Consider the following 20069-nt stretch of genomic DNA (forward strand, 5'->3'; position numbering starts at 1 on the left):
GCCGCCTACTCGACGAAGAGACCGCGCGCCGCCGCCCGGGTGTCGAACTCCTCCAGGCGGGCCTGGGCGTCCGGCAGGTCGTCGCACATCGCCTCCAGGAGCACCCGGCCGAGCAGCATCGGCGCACACGCGGTGTCGAAGGCGAGCCCGGTACCGACGGCGGCCGGCAGCAGCAGGTCGGAGACCTTGGCGACGGGCGCGAAGGCGGAGTCGGCGACGGTCACGACGGTCAGCCCGGACTCCTTGGCATAGCCCAGGGTGTCCACGACCTCGCGCGGGTGCCGGGGCAGCGCGAAGCACAGCAGGGCCGTGGCGCCGGCCAGGACGGCCGCGTCGATGCGGTCGTGGATCATCGTGCCGCCCTCGTGGAGCAGCCGGACGTCCGGATGCACCTTGGCGGCGAAGTAGGCGAAGCCGTAGGCCTGGGAGGCGGCGGCGCGCAGGCCGAGGACCGGCAGCGGCCGGGAGGCGGCCAGCAGGCGGCCCGCCTGCTGCACGGGGCGCGGGTCGGCGAGCACCTCGGCGAGGTGCCGGAGGTTCTCGATCTCGGCCTCGACGGCCTGCTGGTACTCGTTGTACGACCCGTTGCCGGCCGCCTGTTCGGCGGGGACCACCTCGCGCAGGTGCCTGCGCAGCGCCGGGTAGCCGTCGAAGCCGAGGGCGACCGCGAACCGGGTGACGGAGGGCTGGCTGACCCCGGCCAGTTCGGCCAGCTCCACGCTGGACAGGAAGGGCACGTCGGCGGCGCGCCGCACCATGCTGTGCGCGATGCGCCGCTGGGTCGGCGTGAGCCGGTGCCCCTCGAAGAGCGCCTGCAAGCGAGTCGCAGGGCTGTCGGTCACGTTCATGACGTGCTCCCCCTCCAGATGTCCGTGAACCGGTCGAGCAGCCCGGCCGCCGCGGTGACGTCGTCCGTGAGCGGCCGGTCGGCCGGGTCCGCCTCCAGCGCCGCCTCGGCGAGCTCCAGCGCCCGCCCCGCCCCGAGTTCCGGGTCGGGACGCAGCTCGCGCTGGCGCAGCGCCCGTACGGCGGCGACGAGTTCGCAGCCGACCACCAGACGGTACGCACGGCAGGCGCGCAGCGTTTGACGGGCGGCGAGCGAGGCGAAACTGGCCTGCTCCTCGACGCCTCGGGAGAGTACAGCGTGCCCGAGGGAGGCGGGCGCGGAGAAGGCGCGCAGATCGCCGAGGGCGGCGCCGGCGGCGTACTCCAGGATCATCACGCCGGAGGAGGCGGGCTCGTGGTCGGCGAGGAAGGGGCGGAGCCGGGTGTAGGCGGGCTCGTTGAGGGTGGAGAGCCGGGACGTGGACAGCCGGGCCACCTGGGTGAGGGCGAGCCGGAAGTGGTCCAGGGCGAGGGCGAGCTGGGCCTGGTAGAAGCCGCCGTGGTGGTAGGCGGCCAGGTCCTCGGGGGAGATGAGGGGGTTCTCGGCGGCCGCGTTGATCTCGATGCCGAGGACCTGCTCCAGGGCGTCGGCGGCGTCGTGGGCGGGGCCGTGGATCTGCGGCAGGCAGCGGAAGCCGTAGGGGTCCTGGATCCGGCCGAGCGGCGGGGTCGGCCGGTCGGCGGCGCCGATCAGCTCCCGCATCCGGCGGGCGGCCTCGACGCTGCCCCGGTGCGGGCGGGCGGCGTGGACGGGCGCCGCGAACGCCTCGTGGGAGCCGTCGACGGCCAGCAGTGACAGGGCCGCCACCACCTGGGTGGCCTCGATCAGCCCGCGCAGCTCGTGCAGGGCGAGCGCCGACTGGCCGAGGGTGAGGGCGTTGCTGCTGATCAGGGCGAGGGCGTCGTTGTTGTCCAGTGGCTGGGCCTCCGGCGCTCCGGCGCCCCGCCAGGGGTGCTCCCCCGCCAGCGCGAGGCCCATCTGGGCCAGCGCCGCGATGTCCCCGGTGCCGACCGAGCCGAACTCGTTGACGACCGGGTACGCGCCCGACTCCAGCGCCTCGCACAGGGCGGTGACCACGCTCGGGCGCAGCCCGGCGCCGCCGGCCAGCAGCTGGTTGGCGCGCACCGCGAGCATCGCGCGGACCTGCCGGGCGGGCAGCTCCTCGCCGATCGCCCCGGCGTGGCTGCGCAGCAGCCGCAGTCCGTGGCCGGCGGCAGCCTCGGTGGGGACGTCCTCGTTCCGGTTGGCGCCGACGCCGGTGGAACGGCCGTAGACGCGGCCGGTCGCGGCGATCTGCCGGGCGGCGTTCCAGGACTCCTCCGCGCGGCGCATCGCCTCGGTGCCCGGGACCGGGCGGGCGGCGCCGTCGGCGAGGCGTACGACGTCCTCGACGCCCATGCCGATGCCGTCGAGGACCACCAGGCCGGAATGCGCTGTTCCGGGAGCGTCCACAGTGTGAGACGACATCACGCCCAAACTCCCCTCAATCCGGACACTCGATCTTGCCTTCCGGTCATCCGTTACCTCGGATTAACGCCAGACCGTTGACAAGCTATTCACGTACCGAGAACTCTGCATGACGTTATACAGCCGGGCAAGGGACATCTCATGATCCAGTTCGACGCGGTCCACAAGCGCTTCCCCAACGGCACGACAGCAGTCCATGATCTCTCCCTGGAGATGCCGGCAGGCGGGGTCACCGTCCTGGTCGGCTCCTCCGGTTGCGGCAAGACCACCACCCTGCGGATGATCAACCGGATGGTCGAGCCGACCTCCGGCACGATCAAGGTGAACGGCAAGGACGTCACCGAGCAGGACGCCGCCGAACTGCGCCGGTCCATCGGGTACGTCATCCAGCAGGCCGGGCTCTTCCCGCACCGCACGGTGCTCGACAACATCGCCACCGTCCCGCTGCTGCTCGGCTGGAACCGGAAGAAGGCCCGCGCCCGCGCGGCCGAACTCCTGGAGACCGTCGGCCTCGCCGCCGACGCCGGCAAGCGCTACCCGCACCAGCTCTCCGGCGGCCAGCAGCAGCGCGTCGGCGTGGCCCGCGCCCTCGCCGCCGACCCGCCGGTGCTGCTGATGGACGAGCCGTTCGGCGCGGTCGACCCGGTGGTGCGCACCCAGCTCCAGGACGAACTGCTGCGGCTCCAGAAGGAGTTGAACAAGACCATCGTCTTCGTCACCCACGACGTCGACGAGGCCGTCCGGCTCGGCGACCGGATCGCGATCTTCCGTACCGGCGGCCACCTCGTCCAGTGCGCCCCGCCCGCCGAGCTGCTGGCCCGGCCCGCGGACGACTTCGTGGCCGACTTCCTCGGCGCGGAACGGGGCCTGAAGCTGCTCTCCCTGCAGACCCTCGCCGACGTCCCCCAGGGCCCGGCGCCCCAGGGCGGCACCTGGACCCTCACCCTGGACCCGGCGGGCAAGCCCCTGCACTGGGCCTCGAAGGACGCCGAACTCCCCGTACGCCCGCTGACGGACGACGACTCACTGCTCGCCGCACTCGACGAGTCGATCGCCTCCCCGACCGGACTCGTCGCCCGGGTGGACGCCCAGGGGGTCCTCACCGGCGTCTCATCCCGCGACGACATCCACGTGCACGCCGGCCAGGCGCACAGCGCGGCCCGGGTGGTGGCGGCATGAGCGTCGACTGGTCGTGGATCGGCGACCACACCGACGACCTCACCAGCCTCACCCTCTCCCACCTCCAGGCCGCGATGACCGCCGTCTTCTTCGGTCTGCTGATCTCGCTGCCGCTCGCGGTGGTCGCCCACCGGGTCCGTCCGCTGCGCGGCTTCCTGCTCGGCCTGTCCAACGTGCTCTTCACGATCCCCTCGATCGCGATCTTCGTGCTGCTGCTCCCCATCAGCGGCCTGACCCGGACCACGACCGTCATCGGCCTGACCGTCTACACGCTGGTCGTGCTGCTGCGGAACACGGTCGAGGGCCTGGACTCGGTCCCCGCGAAGACCAAGGAGGCGGCGAAGGCGATGGGCACCCGCCCGCTGCGCACCCTCCTCACCGTCGAACTCCCGCTCGCCCTCCCCGTGATCATGGCGGGCGTCCGGATCGCCACGGTCATGTCCATCTCGCTGGTGAGCGTCGCCACCTACATCGGCGACGGCGGCCTCGGCCAGCTCTTCACCGACGGCTTCCAGCGTGACTTCCCGACCCCGGTGATCGTGGGCGTGGTCCTCACGATCCTGCTCGCGGTGGTCGCGGACGCCCTGCTGGTGGCGCTCCAGTACGTACTGACCCCGTGGCGGCGGAGGCGAGCCTGACATGTTCGAACTCTTCAAGAACCTCGGAACCTGGCTGACCAGCGGCTCCCAGTGGGCCGGGCAGGACGGCATCGCCCACCGCCTCGCCGAGCACCTCCAGTACTCGCTGCTCGCGACCCTCATCGCGGCCGCGATCGGCCTTCCCCTCGGCCTGCTGATCGGCCACACCGGCAAGGGCGCGTTCCTCGCGATCAACCTGGCGTCCTTCGGCCGCGCCCTGCCGACCGTCGGCCTGGTGGTCCTGGTCTTCCTCGCGGGCGGCCTGTCGATGCTGCCGGTGTACGTCGCGCTGGTCGCCCTCGCGGTCCCGGCGATCGTCACCAACACCTACGCCGGCATGACCGCCGTCGACCCGGACGTCCGCGACGCGGCCCGCGGCCAGGGCATGCGCGGCCACCAGGTCCTCCTCCAGGTCGAACTGCCGCTGGCCCTCCCGCTGATCATGACGGGCCTGCGCCTCGCGCTCATCCAGGTCGTGGCCACCGCCACCATCGCCGCGTACGTCTCCTTCGGCGGCCTCGGCCGCTACGTCTTCGACGGACTCGCCCAGCGCGACCTCGTCCAGGTGCTCGGCGGCGCGGTGCTGGTCGCGCTCGTCGCCGTCGTCCTCGACCTGCTCCTGAGCACTCTCCAGCGCTTCCTCTTCCGCCACCGCACCGCCTAGGGAACCCGAAGATGAACCGTCGCACCCTCCTCGGTGGCCTGCTCGCCGCCGGCTCCGTCACCACCCTCTCCGCCTGCTCCAGCGGCATCACCTCGCTGAACGAGAGCAGCGGCTCGACCGCCGGCGGCGGCTCCAGCAAGGGCGGCATCACCATCGGCACCGCCAACTTCACCGAGAACCAGGTGCTCGGCTACCTCTACGCGGCCGTGCTCCAGAAGGCCGGCGTGAAGGTGAAGGTCCGCCCCAACCTCGGCACCCGGGAGATCGTGATCCCCGCGCTCAAGGCGGGCGACATCGACCTGCTGCCCGAGTACCAGGGCGCCCTCCTCAACTACCTGGCCCCGAAGGACGCCTCCGCCGAGCCGGGCACCATGCAGAACGCCCTCACCCTGGCACTGCCCGCCGGCCTCCAGGTGCTGCCGTACGGGCAGGCGGCCGACTCCGACTGCTTCGTCGTCACCCGGGCGACCGCCCAGAAGTACGGCCTGACCTCCCTCGCCGACCTCGCCAAGCAGAACGGCAAGCTGGTCATCGGCGCCGCACCCGAGGTGAAGAAGCGCCGGGTGGGCGCGGTCGGGCTGCAGGAGGTGTACGGCGTCCAGTTCAAGGAGTTCAAGTCGCTGGACTCGGACGGTCCGCTGGTCAAGGGAGCGTTGAAGAAGGGCGACGTGGACGTGGCGAACCTGTTCACCACCGACACCGACATCGCCGCCAACGGCTGGGTGGTGCTGGCCGACCCGAAGAACCTGATCCCCAGCCAGCACATCGTCCCGCTGATCGCCGACCGCAAGGCCGACGACACCGTCCGCAAGGCCCTCGCCCGGCTCGGCAACGTCCTCACCACCGAGCAGCTCACCCAGCTCAACAGCCAGGTGGACAACGACAAGAAGGACCCGGAGGACGTGGCGGCCGCCTACGCGAAGCAGCACGGGCTGGCCTGAGCACCGGCCGGACACGTCGGCCGTATCGGTATCGCGCGGGCGATGATCCGGCCAAGAGCCGTTAAACCAATACCGACAGTAACGTTTCCGCCGCGTACAGTGATGAGAACCATCAGCGCCAGCACCTGAGGAAGCGTCATGGCCTCCACCCCCAGGGCCCTTCCGACGGCCACCGCCGTCGGCGCGCCGGCCGTCGCCCTCTCGCCGGCGGCCGTCGTCCCCGACTCGGCGAGTGCCGCACTCGACGAACTGCTCCAGGGCAACCGGCGGTACGCCACCGGCCGCGCCCGCCGGAGCCGGGCCGCCGCACCGCGCCCGTTCGCCGTGGTGCTCGGCTGCGTGGACGCCGCGGCCGCCCCGGAACTGGTCTTCGACCAGGGTCTCGGCGACCTGCTGAGCATAAGGACGGCCGGGCAGGTGCTGGACGAGGCGGTCCTCGCCTCCCTCCAGTACGGCGTGCAGGAACTGCGCGTCCCGCTGGTCGTGGTCCTCGGTCACGAGGGCTGCGGGGCCGTCGCAGCCACCCTCGGCCGGCTGCGCACCGGCGCCGCCGTCCCCGGCCATCTGGAGCTCCTGGCCGAACAGATCACGCCGGCCGCCCTGCGCACCAGGGCGCTGCCCGGCGACTGGGCCGAACACACCATGCGGGCCCAGACGGTGTGGGCACGGGACGCGATCCGCGCGGACTGCGCGTTCGCTGGGGCGTCGGTGGTGGCGGCCCGGTTCGACGCCGGCAGCGGGCTGGTGTCGCTGCTGCCCTGAGGGCGATCCCCCGCCGGATGCGGGGGATTTCCCCAGTGCGCCAAGGGCCCCGGATCCCTACCGTGGGCCCCATGACGGACGCGCGTGACACCGACCTGAAGAAGGAACTCGCCGCGACCCTGCACGCCCGCAGGGAGCTGGGGCCAGAGTACGAGTCGGAACTGGCCGACTCCTTCGTGGAGAAGATCGACCAGCGCATCGACGGCGCGGTCGAGCGCCGGCTGCGCAGGGGCCTGGCCGAGCAGCAGATGCAGGTGGCCCGGGGGGCGCGCGGCGCCAGGAGCGGCACCGACTCGTGGGGCGAGCGCTTCGGCTTCGGGATCGTGTCGCTGGTGGTGGCGATCCCGCTGTCCGCGATCGGCGGCGCGTTCGCGGGCATGACCGGCCTGATCACGACCTGGATCGGCATCGTCGGTGTCAACGTGGCCCAGGCGATCCGCCTCAACCCCGACCTGTTCCACCGGAGCGACCGCGCCCACGAGGACTGACCCGGGCCGGACCCGGCCCCGGTCACACCTGGCGGGTCGGCTGGACCACGACCTGCCGCAGGTTGACGTTCCGCGGACGGCTCACCACATAGCCGACCAGGTCGGCGAGGTCCTCGGCGGCCAGTGCGCCCATCCCGTCGAACATCCCCGCCACCTGCTCGCGCAGCTCCTCGCCGTCGATGTGCGTGCCGAGTTCGGTGTCCGTCAACCCCGGCTCGACGTTGGTGACCCGCACGTCACGCGGCCCGAACTCGGCGCGCAGGGCCTGCGAGAGGAAGGTGACGGCGGCCTTGGTGGCGCCGTACACCGCGAAGGTGGGGAAGACGACGTGCGCGCCGATGGACGACACGTTGACGAGATCGGCGGTACGGCCCTCGGCCGCCGCCTCCACCAGGTCCCCGGTGAAGGCCCGCAGCACCCTCAGCACCCCGGTGACGTTGGTGTCGAGCATGCGCTGCCACTCGTCGATTCGGCCGTCGTCGACGGGGTTGGGCAGCATGACGCCGGCGTTGTTGACGACGAGGTCGACCCTCCCGTAGGCCGCGTGCACGGCGTCGGCCGCCGCCTGCACGGAGGCGTCGTCGGTGACGTCGGCGACGACGGCGAGGGCCTCCCCGCCGTTCGCCCGGATCTTCGCCACGACCGTCTCCAGCCGCTCCGCGCGCCGGGCGAGCAGCGCCACCCGGGCTCCCGACCCGGCGAGCCGCAGGGCCACCGCCGCCCCGATCCCGCTGGCGGCGCCGGTGACGACGGCGGTACGGCCGGACAGGTTGTCGTACGACATGAGGTACTCCCTGGTCAGTGCCGCCGGGACCGCCCCGGTGGCGTGTCTCCACACTCGCCGGGTCCGGGCGGGCTACCCAGGGCTGAGCTTTTCCTGGGTCTGGCAGAACCAGGTTGGCGGGGCGCCGCTCCTCTACGATCGAACCCATGGACGGGGAACTCGGAGACTTCCTGCGCTCGCGCCGTGCCCGCATCCAGCCCGAGGAGGTGGGGCTGCCCTCGCACGGGCGGCGCCGCGTACCGGGCCTGCGCCGCGAGGAGGTGGCGCAGCTGGCGGGGGTCAGCGTCGACTACTACATCCGGCTGGAGCAGGGCAGAGGTCCCGGGGGAGTTTCGGACGCGGTGCTCGACGCCGTCGCCCGCGTCCTGCGCCTGGACGAGACCGAGCACGCCTACCTGCTGACGGTGGCCCGCCCGCACCGGAAGAGCACCGCGCGCCCGGCCGGCCCCCGGGTCCGTCCCGGCGTACAGCTGCTGCTGGACGGCATGGAACGGACGCCCGCGTTCGTGCTGGGCCGCCGGATGGACGTGCTGGCCTGGAACGCGCTCGGCGACGCGGTGAACGGGTTCAGCGCCCTGGCCCCGGCCGAACGGAACATCCCGCGCCAGGTCTTCCTCGACCCGGCAGCAGCGGACTTCTACCCGGACTGGGCCGCCGTCGCCGCCCAGACCGTCGCCAACCTGCGCATCGACGCGGGCCGCCACCCCGACGACCCCCGTATGGCCGCGTTGGTGGGCGAACTCTCCCTGAAGAGCGCGGACTTCCGGCGACTGTGGGCGGACCACGAGGTCAAGGAGTGCGCGTACGGGACGAAACGCATCCAGCACCCGGTGGCGGGCCTGCTGACCCTGCCCTACGAGACCCTCACGGTCCCGACCGACCCGGACCAGACGATCGTGGCGTACACCCCGGAGCCGGGCTCGGAGACGGCGGAGCGGCTTGCCCTGCTGGGTAGCTGGAAAGCGACGGCGGTGTGAGCCGGGAGAAGTAATGCGCGGGGACCGCCGCACCCCCTTGAAAGGGGGGCGGGACGACGGCGGTCCCCGCGAGGGACGTGGACCGGGTCAGGGCCGGGTCTCACGTCCGGGCGTCCATGGAGGTCCGGGAGCCGCTCCGGAGGTCCTTGGACGTTCAGTGCCGGCCGAGGCGGGGAGCCGCTCCCGCCCTGCCGACGCCCACTAATGTGCCGGACCCGTGTTAAGCGTGTGCTGCGCGCACGTGACACGCTCGTACCACTTCCGCTAAGTCCACCACTTGGACAGGAAACAGCAAGTTCCGCGGGGTCACGGGCCGTTCACCTTCAAGGCACAGAGCGCCTCGACGGCTGTCAGACGTGTGGTGACATGCGAACGCGCGTACGTATGGTCGCCGACCAGGGTGGTGGGGGTGAGATCTGAGTACGCGTGTGCGGCGGTCGTTCGTATGGTCCTTTTGCAGGGTTCGTGATGCCACGGCGTTACTACCGGAGACGTGAGGGGACGGGATGGCGCAGGCTGTGGCGGCTGTCGAGGCCGGACATGCCCGCTACACCTACCGGCTTCGCCTGTCATCCACCGCTCGTACCGCCCTGGTGGCCGAGTGGGACAGATGCCGCTGGTTGTGGAACGAGTGCGTCGCCAAGTCCAGGGCCGTGCACCTGCACAACAAGGCGACCGGGGCGAAGCAGACGTGCGGCCCGGCGCAGCTCGACAAGATGCTGACCGAGGCCCGCATCCGTACCCCGTGGTTGCGTGAAGGCTCGTCGGTTCCCCAGCAGCAGATCATCCGCGACTTCGGCCGCTCCCGCGCCAAGGCGCAAAAGGACATCAATGAGCGTCTACCTGCCGTGCGCCGGGCCGGGATGCCGAGGTGGAAGACCAAACGCGAGGCGCTACCGACCCTGAACTACACCCGGCGCGGGTTCCGGTTGAAGGACGGCCGGCTGTACCTGGCCGGGGGCATCGTAGTGACGGTGGTGTGGTCACGGGAATTGCCGGCCGGGCCGTCCTCGGTGCGCTTGTACCAGGACAGCCTTGGACACTGGTACTGCTCGTTCGTCGTGCCCGCTGAGGTGCAGCCGCTGCCGGAGACCGGCCGCGCGCTGGGCGTCGACTGGGGCGTGAAGGAGACCGCGACCACCACGTCCGACAAGCACGACCTGCCGTACGCCGGGCACGGCAGGAAGACTCAGGCGAAGCTGACACGGTACGACCGGATGATGGCCCGCCGCAGACCGAAGAAGGGCCAGACCGCTTCGAAGGGCTACCGCAAGGCGAAGAAGCTGCGAGCGAAGTCGTACAAGAAGGTCGCAAGACAGCGTGAGGACACCGGTCGCAAGTGGGCCAAGCAGGTTGTCCGCGATCACGATGCCGTCGCCGTCGAGGACTTCCGCCCGAAGTTCCTCACCAAAACCACCATGGCCCGCAAGGCCGCTGACGCCGCCATCGGCGCCACCAAGACGGCTCTGATCGATATCGGCCGCAAGCACGGGCGGGACATCCGCCTCGTCCACCCCGCGTACACCACGATGGACTGCGGGCAGTGCGGAGCGAGAGCCAAGCACGTACTGCCGCTGGGTGAGCGCATCTACACCTGCTCCGAGTGCGGGACCGTGTCCCCACGGGACAAGAACTCCGCACGCGTGATGCTCGTCCGGGCTGGTCTCAACCCGGCTGGTGCCGATGGCAGAAGACCTCCCGGAGCGCTGCTCCGGGAGGCGGCCTGAGCCAGGAATCCCCTGCCCTCAGGGAGGGGAGGATTCAACGGACGTTCGCTACTGCTTGCCGCCCTTGGCCAGGAAGGCCAGCAGGTCCTGCCGGCTGATCACACCGGTGGGCTTGCCCTCGACGAGGACGATCGCGGCGTCGGCCGCGCCCAGCACCGTCATCAGGTCCCCGACCGGCTCGCCTGAGCCGACCTGGGGCAGCGGGGCGCACATGTGCTTCTCCAGCGGGTCCTCCAGGGAGGCGCGCTTGCTGAACAGCGCGTCGAGCAGCTCGCGTTCGACGACCGAGCCGACGACCTCGGCGGCCATCACGTCGGGGTGGCCGGCGCCCGGCTTGACGACGGGCATCTGCGAGACGCCGTACTCGCGCAGTACCTCGATGGCCTGCCCGACGGTTTCGTCCGGGTGCATGTGGACGAGGGAGGGGATGGAGCCGCCGGCCTTGTCGCTGAGCACGTCGCCGACGCGGGCGCTCGGGCCCTCGTCCTCCAGGAAGCCGTAGTCGGCCATCCACTCGTCGTTGAAGATCTTGCTCAGGTAGCCGCGGCCGCTGTCCGGGAGGAGGACGACGACCACGTCGTCCGGGCCGAGCCGCTCGGCCACCCGGAGCGCGGCCACGACGGCCATGCCGCAGGAGCCGCCGACGAGCAGGCCCTCCTCCTTGGCCAGCCGCCGGGTCATCTGGAAGGAGTCCTTGTCCGAGACGGCGACGATCTCGTCGGCGACGGTCCGGTCGTAGGCGGTGGGCCAGAAGTCCTCGCCGACGCCCTCGACGAGGTAAGGCCGCCCGGAGCCGCCGGAGTACACGGAGCCCTCCGGGTCGGCGCCGATCACCTGGACGCGGCCGTCACTGGCGTCCTTCAGGTAGCGCCCGGTGCCGGAGATGGTGCCGCCGGTCCCCACGCCGGCCACGAAATGGGTGATCCTCCCCTCCGTCTGCTCCCACAGCTCAGGGCCGGTCGAGTGATAGTGCGAAAGGGGGTTGTTCGGGTTGGAGTACTGGTCCGGCTTCCACGCGCCGGGCGTCTCGCGGACCAGCCGGTCGGAGACGTTGTAGTACGAGTCCGGGTGCTCCGGGTCGACGGCGGTGGGGCAGACGACGACCTCGGCGCCGTACGCCCGCAGCACGTTGATCTTGTCGGTGCTCACCTTGTCGGGGCACACGAAGATGCACTTGTACCCCTTCTGCTGGGCCACGATCGCCAGCCCCACCCCGGTGTTCCCGCTGGTCGGCTCGACGATGGTGCCACCGGGCTGCAGTTCCCCGCTCTTCTCGGCGGCCTCGATCATCCGCAGCGCGATGCGGTCCTTGACGGAGCCGCCCGGGTTGAAGTACTCGACCTTGGCGAGCACGGTGGCCTGGATGCCCTGGGTGACGCTGTTGAGTCTCACCAGCGGGGTGTTGCCGACGAGGCTGATCATCGAGTCGTGGAATCGCACCGTTGTCTCCGGTTGCTTGCAAAAGGTGTGGTCCTAGTGGTGTGGCCAGCCTAGGGCCTGTCCGGCGGATCAGGTCGCAGCACGGTAACCGCCCCCATCAGCGCAGGTGAGCGGGGTGTGGTGCGTGCAGCTGCGAGGCGGAGGAGGGAGCGTCGGCGAGTGACGACGACGCGGCAGATGCGCGTGCCACACCCCGCGTCTGCGACAGGATCCGCCGGGCAGGCCGTGGGGCACCGCTCCGGAGGTTCACTCCCCGTTGAGATTGACGCACGGGCTGTACGGGGCAAGGAGTGGATGAGCGGCAACGAGGAGGTGGCGGCGACGCATGACGAACATGTCGAGGGCACGGGTGGCCCGGCGGATCGCGGCCGGGGCGGCGTACGGCGGTGGCGGGGTCGGGCTGGTCGGCGCGGCCGCGGTGGGCCTGGTGCTGGCCGAGGTGCGGATGGCCAGGACGGCGGTGCACAACGGCAACAGCGGCGGCCGGGTGCCGATCGCGGACGGCCGTTACGGCGACGGGTACGGCACCCCGGGTGAGCCGCCCATCCGCCTGACCATGCTCGGGGACTCCACGGCCGCCGGGCAGGGCGTGCACCGCGCCGCGCAGACGCCGGGCGCGCTGCTGGCGTCCGGCCTCGCCGCGGTCGCGGAGCGCCCGGTGCAGCTCAGCAACGTGGCGCTGCCCGGCGCCCAGTCCGACGACCTGGACCGCCAGGTCGCCCTGGTGCTGGGCACGGCCTCACCCGTCCCCGACATCTGCGTGATCATGATCGGCGCCAACGACGTCACCCGCCGCATGCCGCCGACCCGCTCGGTCCGTCACCTCTCGGCGGCCGTCCGCCGCCTGCGCACGGCGGGGGCCGAGGTCGTGGTGGGCACCTGCCCCGACCTGGGCACGATCGAGCCGGTACGACAGCCGCTGCGCTGGCTGGCCCGGCGGGCGTCCCGGCAGCTGGCGGCGGCCCAGACGATCGGGACGGTGGAGCAGGGCGGGCGCACGGTGTCGCTGGGCGACCTGCTCGGCCCCGAGTTCGCGGCCCACCCGCGCGAGCTGTTCGGCCCCGACAGCTTCCATCCCTCGGCGGAGGGCTACGCCACGGCGGCGATGGCGGTGCTGCCGACGGTCTGCGCGGCCCTCGGCCTGTGGCCGGCGGAGGAGGAGCGGCCCGACGTCACCCGCCGCGAGGGCTTCCTGCCGGTCGCCCGGGCCGCGGCGGAGGCGGCGGCCGAGGCGGGCACGGAGGTCACGGCGGCGATGCCGACAGGGCCGCGTGGCCCGTGGGCCCTGCTGAAGCGCCGCCGGCGCCGGCAGGTCGGGGAGCCGCCCGCTCTCCCACCCGACTCGGCTTCCGAGGAGGCGAGGTCGAGGGCCGGTTCCAGCGACTAGGGAGTCGGTGGGCCCGGGCGGGGGGACGCTTGCCGACGCTTGCCGGGTGCCTCCCCCACGCTCGGCTTCACTCGCGCGGGGCCCCCATCGCCCACCCGCGCCGCCCTGGGGGCACCTCCCAGGCCCTTAAGGCACTGGAGGAGGCACGACTGCCCCAGCTGAGTGCCCCGTAAGGGGCGCTGGGGGCACCCCCGGCCGAAGGCTGGGGGAGGAAGTGCGCGACCAGCCCCGACGCACCCGCACGGACCCACACGGCCCAAAAACAAAGCAAGCGCTTAGAAAGTGCGGCCAGTGTCACACCCCGACACCGGTGACCGATGACATACGTACGGGTAACTTCCCAAGCACCCCTGCCAGTCCCCGCATGCCAATGGAGCCGTGATGCCCGAAGCCGTCATCGTCTCGACCGCCCGTTCCCCGATCGGCCGCGCCGTCAAGGGCTCCCTGAAGGACCTGCGCCCCGACGACCTCACCGCGACGATCATCCAGGCCGCCCTCGCCAAGGTACCCGAGCTGGACCCCAGGGACATCGACGACCTGATGCTCGGCTGCGGTCTCCCCGGCGGCGAGCAGGGCTACAACCTCGGCCGGATCGTCGCCGTGCAGATGGGCATGGACTACCTGCCCGGCACCACGATCACCCGGTACTGCTCCTCGTCCCTGCAGACCAGCCGCATGGCCCTGCACGCCATCAAGGCCGGCGAGGGCGACGTCTTCATCTCGGCCGGCGTCGAGATGGTCTCCCGCTACGCCAAGGGCAGCTCGGACGGCCTCCCGGACACCACGAACCCGATCTTCGCCGACGCCCAGGCCCGTACCGCCGCCACCGCCGCGTCGACCGGCTCCACCTGGCACGACCCGCGCGAGGACGGCCTGCTCCCCGACCCGTACATCGCGATGGGCCAGACCGCCGAGAACCTGGCCCGCATCAAGGGCGTGACCCGCCAGGACATGGACGAGTTCGGCGTCCGCTCCCAGAACCTCGCCGAGGAAGCCATCAAGAACGGCTTCTGGGAGCGCGAGATCACCCCGGTCACCCTCCCCGACGGCACGGTCGTCAGCAAGGACGACGGCCCGCGCGCCGGCGTCACCCTGGAGGGCGTCGCGGGCCTGAAGCCGGTCTTCCGCCCCGACGGTCTGGTGACCGCCGGCAACTGCTGCCCGCTCAACGACGGCGCCGCCGCGGTCGTCATCATGAGCGACACCAAGGCCCGCGAGCTGGGCCTCACCCCGCTCGCCCGCATCGTGTCGACCGGCGTCACCGGCCTCTCCCCCGAGATCATGGGCCTCGGCCCGGTGGAGGCGAGCAAGCAGGCGCTGCGGCGCGCCGGCCTGACCATCGACGACATCGACCTGGTCGAGATCAACGAGGCGTTCGCCGCCCAGGTGATCCCCTCCTACCGCGACCTGGACATCCCGCTGGAGAAGCTGAACGTGAACGGCGGCGCCATCGCCGTCGGCCACCCCTTCGGCATGACCGGCGCCCGCATCACCGGCACGCTCATCAACTCCCTCCAGTTCCACGACAAGCAGTTCGGCCTGGAGACGATGTGCGTCGGCGGCGGCCAGGGCATGGCGATGGTCATCGAGCGCCTCAGCTGAGCCCCACCGCACGACCCCCCGGTCATCCCTGAGTGACCGTCACGGGACCCACCGTGACGCCGCGGCCCGGTGTTCGAGAAAACCCCGAACACCGGGCCGATTTGTGATCCAATCTCCCCCAGGATGTGACGTATCTCCCTCAGAGGGGGTATCACCGCAGGTCAGCGTAGTTGTCCAGGTAAACCCCGGGGTCAAAGCCCTGTCCGATTCGTGACGTTACGCACTGACAGCTTGATAGTCCACCCTTCAAGCTGATGTAGGAAGTCGGGGGGTCGACTTTGAACCGGGAGTACGTCAGTGAGCGCCATGCCGATCGCCTTGCTGCTCACCACGGCCGCCACGGGCGCCGTGGGCGTCGCTGTCCTGCGCACCGTACTGAAGCTGCGCCGTCAGGTCGCCGAGCTGCACACCCAGCTTGCGCAGAACCAGGCCGCGACCCTGCGCGCCCTCATGCCGGCGGCTCGCAGCCATGCCGGCGCCGAGGAGATACGCGCCGCCGTGGCGGAGGCGCTGGCCGAGGAGCGGGAGCGGGAGCTGGCCGAGGCACGTGCCTTCTGGGCCGCGCAGGAGGCGCGTGACGCCTCCGACGCGCCGTCACTGCTGGGTCTGGCCGACGGCGAGCCGTTCCTGCCCCGGCATACGGACTTCGTGGGCCTGGAGCCGGTCGCCGAGCCGACGGCGGAGGCCGACGAGTTCACCGGGGAGTCCCCGGAACTGGCGGCGGCCCGCCGCCGCCACCCGTCCCACCCGGACTTCGTACCGGTGCAGTCGCCGGTGGTGAACGACCACGAGCGCACGGTCGCGGCGCTGGAGCAGCTGGCCGAGTCCCAGGTCGAACTCTCCGACGTCCGCCCGGGCCCGCTGGGCACGCTGGACGTCTACGTCTTCGCCGACGGCACGACCCTGTGCATGACGCCGGGGCACCGGGAGACGGCGGAGCGGTTGGCTGCCGCCCTGAGCGCCGGTGAGACGCCGTACCTGCTGGGCGGGTCGGGGATCTCGGGCGCGTACACGCTGACGTTCGCGTGCGGGGAAGAGAACGTGTACATCCTGGCGGACCGGGTCATAGCGTCGCTGTGATTCTCGGGGTGCTTCGGGTGCTTCGTCGGGTGCGGGTGCGTCGTGGCTGATCGCGCAGTTCCTCCCCCAGCCTTCGGCCGGGGGTACCCCCAGCGCCCCTGACGGGGCGTACTGCAGCGCCCCTTTTTCAGAGGCAGGAGGAACTGCGCGGGCAACCAAGACGGCGCCGCACCCGACCACGCACGGCCCTCACACCCCCGCCCGCTTCTGCGCCTCCTCCACCAGCCGCACCGCGTCCCCCACCTCGGCCTCGTTCTTCAGCACCACCGCCAGGTCGTTCCCGGCCACGGTGATCTGGTCGGCCACGGCGAACATCCCCGCGTCCGGCATCTCCCGGCTCTCGGCGCCCGGCTCCTCCACCGCCTGCGCCCACCGGGCCAACTCCCGCGCCAGCCCCAGCGCCTCCGCGGCGGCCCCCCTCTGCAACCGGCTCTGCGGTGCCGCCCTCAGCTTGTCGGCGAAATGCTCCACTGCACGGGTAAGAGGCGTCGTATCAACCACGCCGCGAGCGTAACGCGTTCCGTCGGCTCTCCCGGCAGGACCCGGCTGTCCTGTCACGACTGTTGCCAACACGCCAACACTCAGGCACGGTGACGTGAAGGACCGGCTACAACCCCCTTTGCGCACCGGAGGCGCCGATGTCCCAAGTCTTCTCCGAGGAGACCCATCGCAACATGCTCGCCCGCATCCCCCACTGCACCGGTCGTGAAGTGTCCGACTGGCTGCGTACCGTCGACGAAGGCCCGGCCCTCTTCCGCTTCGAGGAAAAGGTCAGCTGGCTCCGCCACGAGCACAACCTCGCGTACGGCCACGCGAAGGCGTTGATCCACGAGTACGACCTGAGGAGGGCCGCGCGCAAACTTCTCTAGGCGCGCACGCACACAGACGGCGAAGGGCCCCGGGGTGACGACCCCGGGGCCCTTCTCGGCTCGTCTCGCGCGGCTAGTCGTTGCTGCTGAAGATCGCCACCAGGCGCAGCATCTCGACGTAGATCCACACCAGCGTCATGGTGAGGCCGAACGCGGCCAGCCAGGCCTCGTTCTTCGGGGCACCGTAGGCGATGCCGTCCTCGATCTGCTTGAAGTCGAGGGTCAGGAAGAACGCGCCGAGCAGGATCGCGATGATGCCGACGATCGCGCCGAGCGGGCCGAAGCTGCGCAGTCCGCCGTTGTCCGCGACTCCGAACGCGACCAGCAGCAGGTTGACCGCCATGACCAGCACGAAGGCGATGGCGATGGCCATGCCGATGCGCGCGTAGCGGGCGGTGACGCGGATCCAGCCGGCCTTGTAGACCAGCAGCGTCGCGGCCGAGACCGCCAGGGTGCCGAGCACCGCCTGGAACGGGGCCCCGCTCCACTGGCTGTTGTACATCTCGCTGATGACGCCGAGGAAGACGCCCTCGAAGGCGGCGTATCCCAGGATCAGCGCGGGCACCGGGGTGCGCTTGAAGCTCTGGATCATGGCCAGGGCGAACGCGATGATCGCGGAGCCGATGGCCAGGCCGTAGCTGGTGGCCGAGATCGGCAGCAGCGCCCAGGCGAGGACCGCGCCGACGGCGACCGTGCCGAGCGTCATGCCCGAGCGCATGACGACGTCGTCCATCGTCATCCGGCCGGTGGTGGCCGGGGCCTGCGGCGGGGCGCCCTGCTGGAGGTCCTGCTGGGCGTACGGGTTGTTCGCGTACGGGTTCTGCGCGTACGGGTTGCCGCCCTGGGCGTACGGGTTGCCCTGTGCGTACCCGGCCTGCGGCGCGGTGTTGAAGCCCGCGTAGCCGTTGTCGCGGCTGAACCCCCGTCGCGAGAAGACCGGGTTGCTGCTCCTCATTTCACTCCTCCATGGCCACCCTGCGTGGCCTTGGCGTCAAGAGTAATGGATTGGCAAAAGACTGACCCTACTACCTGCGGAGGATCTTTCCCTCACCGTGCTGCGCAACACGCTACGCGGAGCCCTGATTCCCGGCCACGGAGGGCTTCATTCCATGACGAAGCCGGAACATGCCCGGAACCGGCCGGATATGCCTCAGGCGTCCAGCGGGAAGCCGGTGTACGCCTCCGCCAGGTCGGTCTCGGCCGCCCGGGAGGACGTGATCCGGCCGAGCCGGGCCAGCTGGAGCCGGGCGTCGAAGGGGGTGTCGCCGGGGCCGGGGTGGAGCATGCTCGTCATGTCGTAGGAGAACCGCTCGGCCTGCCAGACCCGGCGCAGGCAGGTCGCCGAGTAGGCGTCGAGCAGGTCGGGCGAGCCCGTCTCCCGCTCGTGGACCAGGGCCCGGGCGAGGGTCACGACGTCGCCCACCGCCAGGTTCAGCCCCTTGGCGCCGGTCGGCGGCACGATGTGGGCGGCGTCCCCGGCGAGGAACACCCGGCCGTGCCGCATGGGCTCGTGGACGTAGGACCGCATGGGCGTGACCGACTTCTGGGTGATCGGGCCGCGCTCCAGGCGCCAGTCGTCGTCGGTCTCGAAGCGCCGCTCCAGCTCGTCCCAGATCGCCTCGTCGGTCCACTCCTCGGCGTCGGTGCCGGTCGGGACCTGGAGGTAGAGGCGGGAGACGGCCGGGGAGCGCATGGAGAGGAGGGCGAAGCCCCGGTCGTGGCGGGCGTAGACCAGTTCGTCGTGGGAGGGGGCGACGTCGGCGAGGATGCCCAGCCAGGCATAGGGGTAGGTGCGCTCGAAGACCCGGCAGAGGGACTCGGGGAACGCGGTGCGGGCCACCCCCCAGAAGCCGTCGCAGCCGATGACGTACTCGCACTCCAGGACGGTCTCGCGGCCCTCGTGCCGGAACCGGATCCGCGGCCGCTCGCTCTCGGCGCCCTCCACCGCCAGCGCCTCCGCCTCGAAGAGCAGCGGGCCGCCCTCCTTGAGCTGGAGGGCGATGAGGTCCTTGCAGACCTCGGTCTGGGCGTAGACCATCACGGACCGGCCGCCGGTGAGTCCGGGGAAGTCGACGCGGTGGCGCCGCTTCGCGAACCGCAGCTCGATGCCGTCGTGGCGCAGGCCCTCGCGGTCCATGCGCTCCCCGGCGCCGGCCGCGCGCAGCACGTCCACCGTGCCCTGCTCCAGGATCCCGGCGCGCTGGCGGTGCTCGACGTAGGAGCGGTCGCGGCTCTCCAGGACGACCGAGTCGATGCCCGCGTTGTGCAGCAGCCGCGCGAGGAGGAGCCCGGCGGGTCCGGCTCCGATGATGCCGACGGTGGTGCGCATCGGTCGTTCCCTTCCGTGGCCGGGCATCCTCGCCCGGGGTTCCGAGAGTAGGCTGTTCGTCTGGTGAAATTTCCTTCACCTCTTGCCTCCGAGTCTCCGTCCGCCGGTATCCCCTGTCAATGGAGGCGGCCCCCCGGAACGCGGCCGGTGTGCGGACTGCGGGACGGGTCAGCGACCCGGCCAGCCGTCCAGGTGGCGGTGGAGCGTGACGTCCTTCTGCGGGTCGCCCTTCGGGGCGTTCGCCACCGCGTCGTGCAGGACGGCGGTGACCTCGGCGGCGAGCCCGTCGGCCTTCGAGCGCAGTGCGTCGGCGGGCAGGGTGGAGCGGGACAGCGCGTCGAGCCGGCGGTGGATGTCGGCGAGCCTGTCCTGGGTGGCCTTGTCGAAGCGCAGCGCGGTCGGCGTGGAGACCACGAACTGGTAGGCCCCGGCCAGGGTCTGACAGCCCGTGCACTCCTTGTTGGCGGCGTCGCTGAGGTTCACGGCGTTCAGGTGGGTGCGCTCCCCGCCGATCGTGACGATCTGAAAGGAGAGGGCCACCGAGCGGCAGTGGTCGTCCACCGAGCAGCCGGCCGAGACGGCGTTGGCCTGGTTGCGGACGGCGGCGGCGTTCACCGTGCCGAACTGGCGGATCGTGAAGGAGTCCCTGATCTGGGTGTGGTGCCCGCGGTCGGCGTGGCTGAAGACGTGGTCGGAGACGACCGCGGCGTGCGGGGCCGCGGTGGCCGCCTGGGCGGGTACGGCGGTGGCCGCCCCGGCGACCCCGGCGGCGAACAGGCCGATCCGGACGGCCCGCCGGGTGAGCGGACCTGGGGTGGTACGGGTTTTTCGGTGACTGCTCATGGAGTG

Annotated in this window: 20 protein-coding genes; 12 read left to right on the plus strand and 8 right to left on the minus strand. The window is 71.4% G+C overall.

Annotated features, from left to right (window positions below; all coding sequences use genetic code 11):
• Window positions 1–5: 5 nt before the first annotated feature.
• Complete coding sequence (locus JF597_RS14525; protein WP_293994093.1) at window positions 6–848, minus strand: MurR/RpiR family transcriptional regulator; 843 nt, start codon at window positions 846–848, stop codon at window positions 6–8.
• On the minus strand, window positions 845–2353 hold the full coding sequence (locus JF597_RS14530) for an aromatic amino acid ammonia-lyase (protein ID WP_293994096.1): 1509 nt from the start codon (window positions 2351–2353) through the stop codon (window positions 845–847). Before JF597_RS14530 ends, JF597_RS14525 begins: the two co-directional genes overlap by 4 nt.
• Before the next feature lie 141 nt (window positions 2354–2494).
• On the opposite strand from JF597_RS14530, the gene JF597_RS14535 reads away from it, so the two are divergent.
• The 6 genes from JF597_RS14535 (at window position 2495) to JF597_RS14560 (ending at window position 7025) form a co-directional block, all read left to right on the plus strand.
• Window positions 2495–3532 carry an ABC transporter ATP-binding protein gene (locus JF597_RS14535; RefSeq protein ID WP_293994099.1) on the plus strand — a complete coding sequence of 346 codons (1038 nt, stop codon included), beginning with the start codon at window positions 2495–2497 and terminating at the stop codon, window positions 3530–3532.
• Window positions 3529–4170: an ABC transporter permease gene (locus JF597_RS14540; RefSeq protein WP_293994102.1), complete on the plus strand. Its 642-nt coding sequence runs from the start codon at window positions 3529–3531 to the stop codon at window positions 4168–4170. The genes JF597_RS14535 and JF597_RS14540 overlap by 4 nt, the downstream gene beginning before the upstream one ends.
• A 1-nt stretch (window position 4171) precedes the next feature.
• On the plus strand, window positions 4172–4834 hold the full coding sequence (locus JF597_RS14545) for an ABC transporter permease (protein WP_293994105.1): 663 nt from the start codon (window positions 4172–4174) through the stop codon (window positions 4832–4834).
• Between the two features lie 11 nt (window positions 4835–4845).
• A complete protein-coding gene (locus JF597_RS14550) occupies window positions 4846–5775 on the plus strand; it encodes an ABC transporter substrate-binding protein (RefSeq protein WP_293994108.1) in 930 nt (309 codons plus the stop codon).
• A 138-nt stretch (window positions 5776–5913) separates the two neighbouring features.
• Window positions 5914–6537, plus strand: coding sequence for a carbonic anhydrase (locus JF597_RS14555; protein ID WP_293994113.1), 624 nt, complete (start codon window positions 5914–5916; stop codon window positions 6535–6537).
• Between the two features lie 71 nt (window positions 6538–6608).
• Window positions 6609–7025: a hypothetical protein gene (locus JF597_RS14560; protein ID WP_293994116.1), complete on the plus strand. Its 417-nt coding sequence runs from the start codon at window positions 6609–6611 to the stop codon at window positions 7023–7025.
• Between the two features lie 22 nt (window positions 7026–7047).
• On the opposite strand, the gene JF597_RS14565 is transcribed toward JF597_RS14560, so the two are convergent.
• Entirely contained in the window at window positions 7048–7809 is a 762-nt protein-coding gene (locus JF597_RS14565; RefSeq protein ID WP_293994118.1) for an SDR family oxidoreductase, read from the minus strand.
• A gap of 146 nt (window positions 7810–7955) precedes the next feature.
• Between JF597_RS14565 and JF597_RS14570 the strand changes: the two genes are divergently transcribed.
• Complete coding sequence (locus JF597_RS14570) at window positions 7956–8786, plus strand: helix-turn-helix transcriptional regulator (protein ID WP_293994121.1); 831 nt, start codon at window positions 7956–7958, stop codon at window positions 8784–8786.
• 506 nt (window positions 8787–9292) lie between these two features.
• Complete coding sequence (locus JF597_RS14575) at window positions 9293–10513, plus strand: transposase (RefSeq protein ID WP_293994124.1); 1221 nt, start codon at window positions 9293–9295, stop codon at window positions 10511–10513.
• A gap of 48 nt (window positions 10514–10561) precedes the next feature.
• Here JF597_RS14575 and JF597_RS14580 read toward each other — a convergent pair whose 3' ends face one another.
• Window positions 10562–11953 (minus strand): cystathionine beta-synthase, encoded by a 1392-nt coding sequence (locus JF597_RS14580; protein WP_293994126.1) that lies wholly within the window; start codon window positions 11951–11953, stop codon window positions 10562–10564.
• A gap of 325 nt (window positions 11954–12278) precedes the next feature.
• Here JF597_RS14580 and JF597_RS14585 point away from each other — a divergent pair, with 325 nt between their 5' ends.
• From JF597_RS14585 to JF597_RS14595, 3 genes are all read left to right on the plus strand, one after another.
• Window positions 12279–13340: an SGNH/GDSL hydrolase family protein gene (locus JF597_RS14585; protein ID WP_293994129.1), complete on the plus strand. Its 1062-nt coding sequence runs from the start codon at window positions 12279–12281 to the stop codon at window positions 13338–13340.
• A 381-nt stretch (window positions 13341–13721) separates the two neighbouring features.
• Complete coding sequence (locus JF597_RS14590; RefSeq protein ID WP_293994132.1) at window positions 13722–14942, plus strand: acetyl-CoA C-acetyltransferase; 1221 nt, start codon at window positions 13722–13724, stop codon at window positions 14940–14942.
• 297 nt (window positions 14943–15239) lie between these two features.
• Window positions 15240–16022, plus strand: a complete 783-nt coding sequence (locus JF597_RS14595; protein ID WP_293994135.1) for a hypothetical protein — start codon at window positions 15240–15242, stop codon at window positions 16020–16022.
• Between the two features lie 189 nt (window positions 16023–16211).
• Here the strand turns inward: JF597_RS14595 and JF597_RS14600 are convergent, their stop codons facing one another.
• On the minus strand, window positions 16212–16523 hold the full coding sequence (locus tag JF597_RS14600; RefSeq protein WP_293994137.1) for a hypothetical protein: 312 nt from the start codon (window positions 16521–16523) through the stop codon (window positions 16212–16214).
• A gap of 137 nt (window positions 16524–16660) precedes the next feature.
• Between JF597_RS14600 and JF597_RS14605 the strand changes: the two genes are divergently transcribed.
• A complete protein-coding gene (locus JF597_RS14605; RefSeq protein ID WP_093502087.1) occupies window positions 16661–16891 on the plus strand; it encodes a DUF4287 domain-containing protein in 231 nt (76 codons plus the stop codon).
• 73 nt (window positions 16892–16964) lie between these two features.
• Here JF597_RS14605 and JF597_RS14610 read toward each other — a convergent pair whose 3' ends face one another.
• The 3 genes from JF597_RS14610 to JF597_RS14620 all read right to left on the minus strand — a co-directional run bounded on the left by JF597_RS14610 (window position 16965) and on the right by JF597_RS14620 (window position 20063).
• Window positions 16965–17846 (minus strand): Bax inhibitor-1/YccA family protein, encoded by an 882-nt coding sequence (locus tag JF597_RS14610; RefSeq protein WP_293994141.1) that lies wholly within the window; start codon window positions 17844–17846, stop codon window positions 16965–16967.
• 195 nt (window positions 17847–18041) lie between these two features.
• Window positions 18042–19220 carry a 4-hydroxybenzoate 3-monooxygenase gene (locus JF597_RS14615; RefSeq protein WP_293994144.1) on the minus strand — a complete coding sequence of 393 codons (1179 nt, stop codon included), beginning with the start codon at window positions 19218–19220 and terminating at the stop codon, window positions 18042–18044.
• A gap of 168 nt (window positions 19221–19388) precedes the next feature.
• Window positions 19389–20063 carry a hypothetical protein gene (locus JF597_RS14620; RefSeq protein ID WP_293994146.1) on the minus strand — a complete coding sequence of 225 codons (675 nt, stop codon included), beginning with the start codon at window positions 20061–20063 and terminating at the stop codon, window positions 19389–19391.
• Window positions 20064–20069 lie beyond the last annotated feature (6 nt).

This window comes from Streptomyces sp. (assembly GCF_019510245.1).
Classification (GTDB): domain Bacteria; phylum Actinomycetota; class Actinomycetes; order Streptomycetales; family Streptomycetaceae; genus Streptomyces.

Bases quoted from the DNA above. Each gene is read 5' to 3' on its own strand.
- JF597_RS14525 (WP_293994093.1), bottom strand. From the start codon at position 848: ATGAACGTGACCGACAGCCCTGCGACTCGCTTGCAGGCGCTCTTCGAG.
- JF597_RS14530 (WP_293994096.1), bottom strand. From the start codon at position 2,353: ATGTCGTCTCACACTGTGGACGCTCCCGGAACAGCGCATTCCGGCCTG.
- JF597_RS14535 (WP_293994099.1), top strand. From the start codon at position 2,495: ATGATCCAGTTCGACGCGGTCCACAAGCGCTTCCCCAACGGCACGACA.
- JF597_RS14540 (WP_293994102.1), top strand. From the start codon at position 3,529: ATGAGCGTCGACTGGTCGTGGATCGGCGACCACACCGACGACCTCACC.
- JF597_RS14545 (WP_293994105.1), top strand. From the start codon at position 4,172: ATGTTCGAACTCTTCAAGAACCTCGGAACCTGGCTGACCAGCGGCTCC.
- JF597_RS14550 (WP_293994108.1), top strand. From the start codon at position 4,846: ATGAACCGTCGCACCCTCCTCGGTGGCCTGCTCGCCGCCGGCTCCGTC.
- JF597_RS14555 (WP_293994113.1), top strand. From the start codon at position 5,914: ATGGCCTCCACCCCCAGGGCCCTTCCGACGGCCACCGCCGTCGGCGCG.
- JF597_RS14560 (WP_293994116.1), top strand. From the start codon at position 6,609: ATGACGGACGCGCGTGACACCGACCTGAAGAAGGAACTCGCCGCGACC.
- JF597_RS14565 (WP_293994118.1), bottom strand. From the start codon at position 7,809: ATGTCGTACGACAACCTGTCCGGCCGTACCGCCGTCGTCACCGGCGCC.
- JF597_RS14570 (WP_293994121.1), top strand. From the start codon at position 7,956: ATGGACGGGGAACTCGGAGACTTCCTGCGCTCGCGCCGTGCCCGCATC.
- JF597_RS14575 (WP_293994124.1), top strand. From the start codon at position 9,293: ATGGCGCAGGCTGTGGCGGCTGTCGAGGCCGGACATGCCCGCTACACC.
- JF597_RS14585 (WP_293994129.1), top strand. From the start codon at position 12,279: ATGACGAACATGTCGAGGGCACGGGTGGCCCGGCGGATCGCGGCCGGG.
- JF597_RS14590 (WP_293994132.1), top strand. From the start codon at position 13,722: ATGCCCGAAGCCGTCATCGTCTCGACCGCCCGTTCCCCGATCGGCCGC.
- JF597_RS14605 (WP_093502087.1), top strand. From the start codon at position 16,661: ATGTCCCAAGTCTTCTCCGAGGAGACCCATCGCAACATGCTCGCCCGC.
- JF597_RS14610 (WP_293994141.1), bottom strand. From the start codon at position 17,846: ATGAGGAGCAGCAACCCGGTCTTCTCGCGACGGGGGTTCAGCCGCGAC.
- JF597_RS14615 (WP_293994144.1), bottom strand. From the start codon at position 19,220: ATGCGCACCACCGTCGGCATCATCGGAGCCGGACCCGCCGGGCTCCTC.
- JF597_RS14620 (WP_293994146.1), bottom strand. From the start codon at position 20,063: ATGAGCAGTCACCGAAAAACCCGTACCACCCCAGGTCCGCTCACCCGG.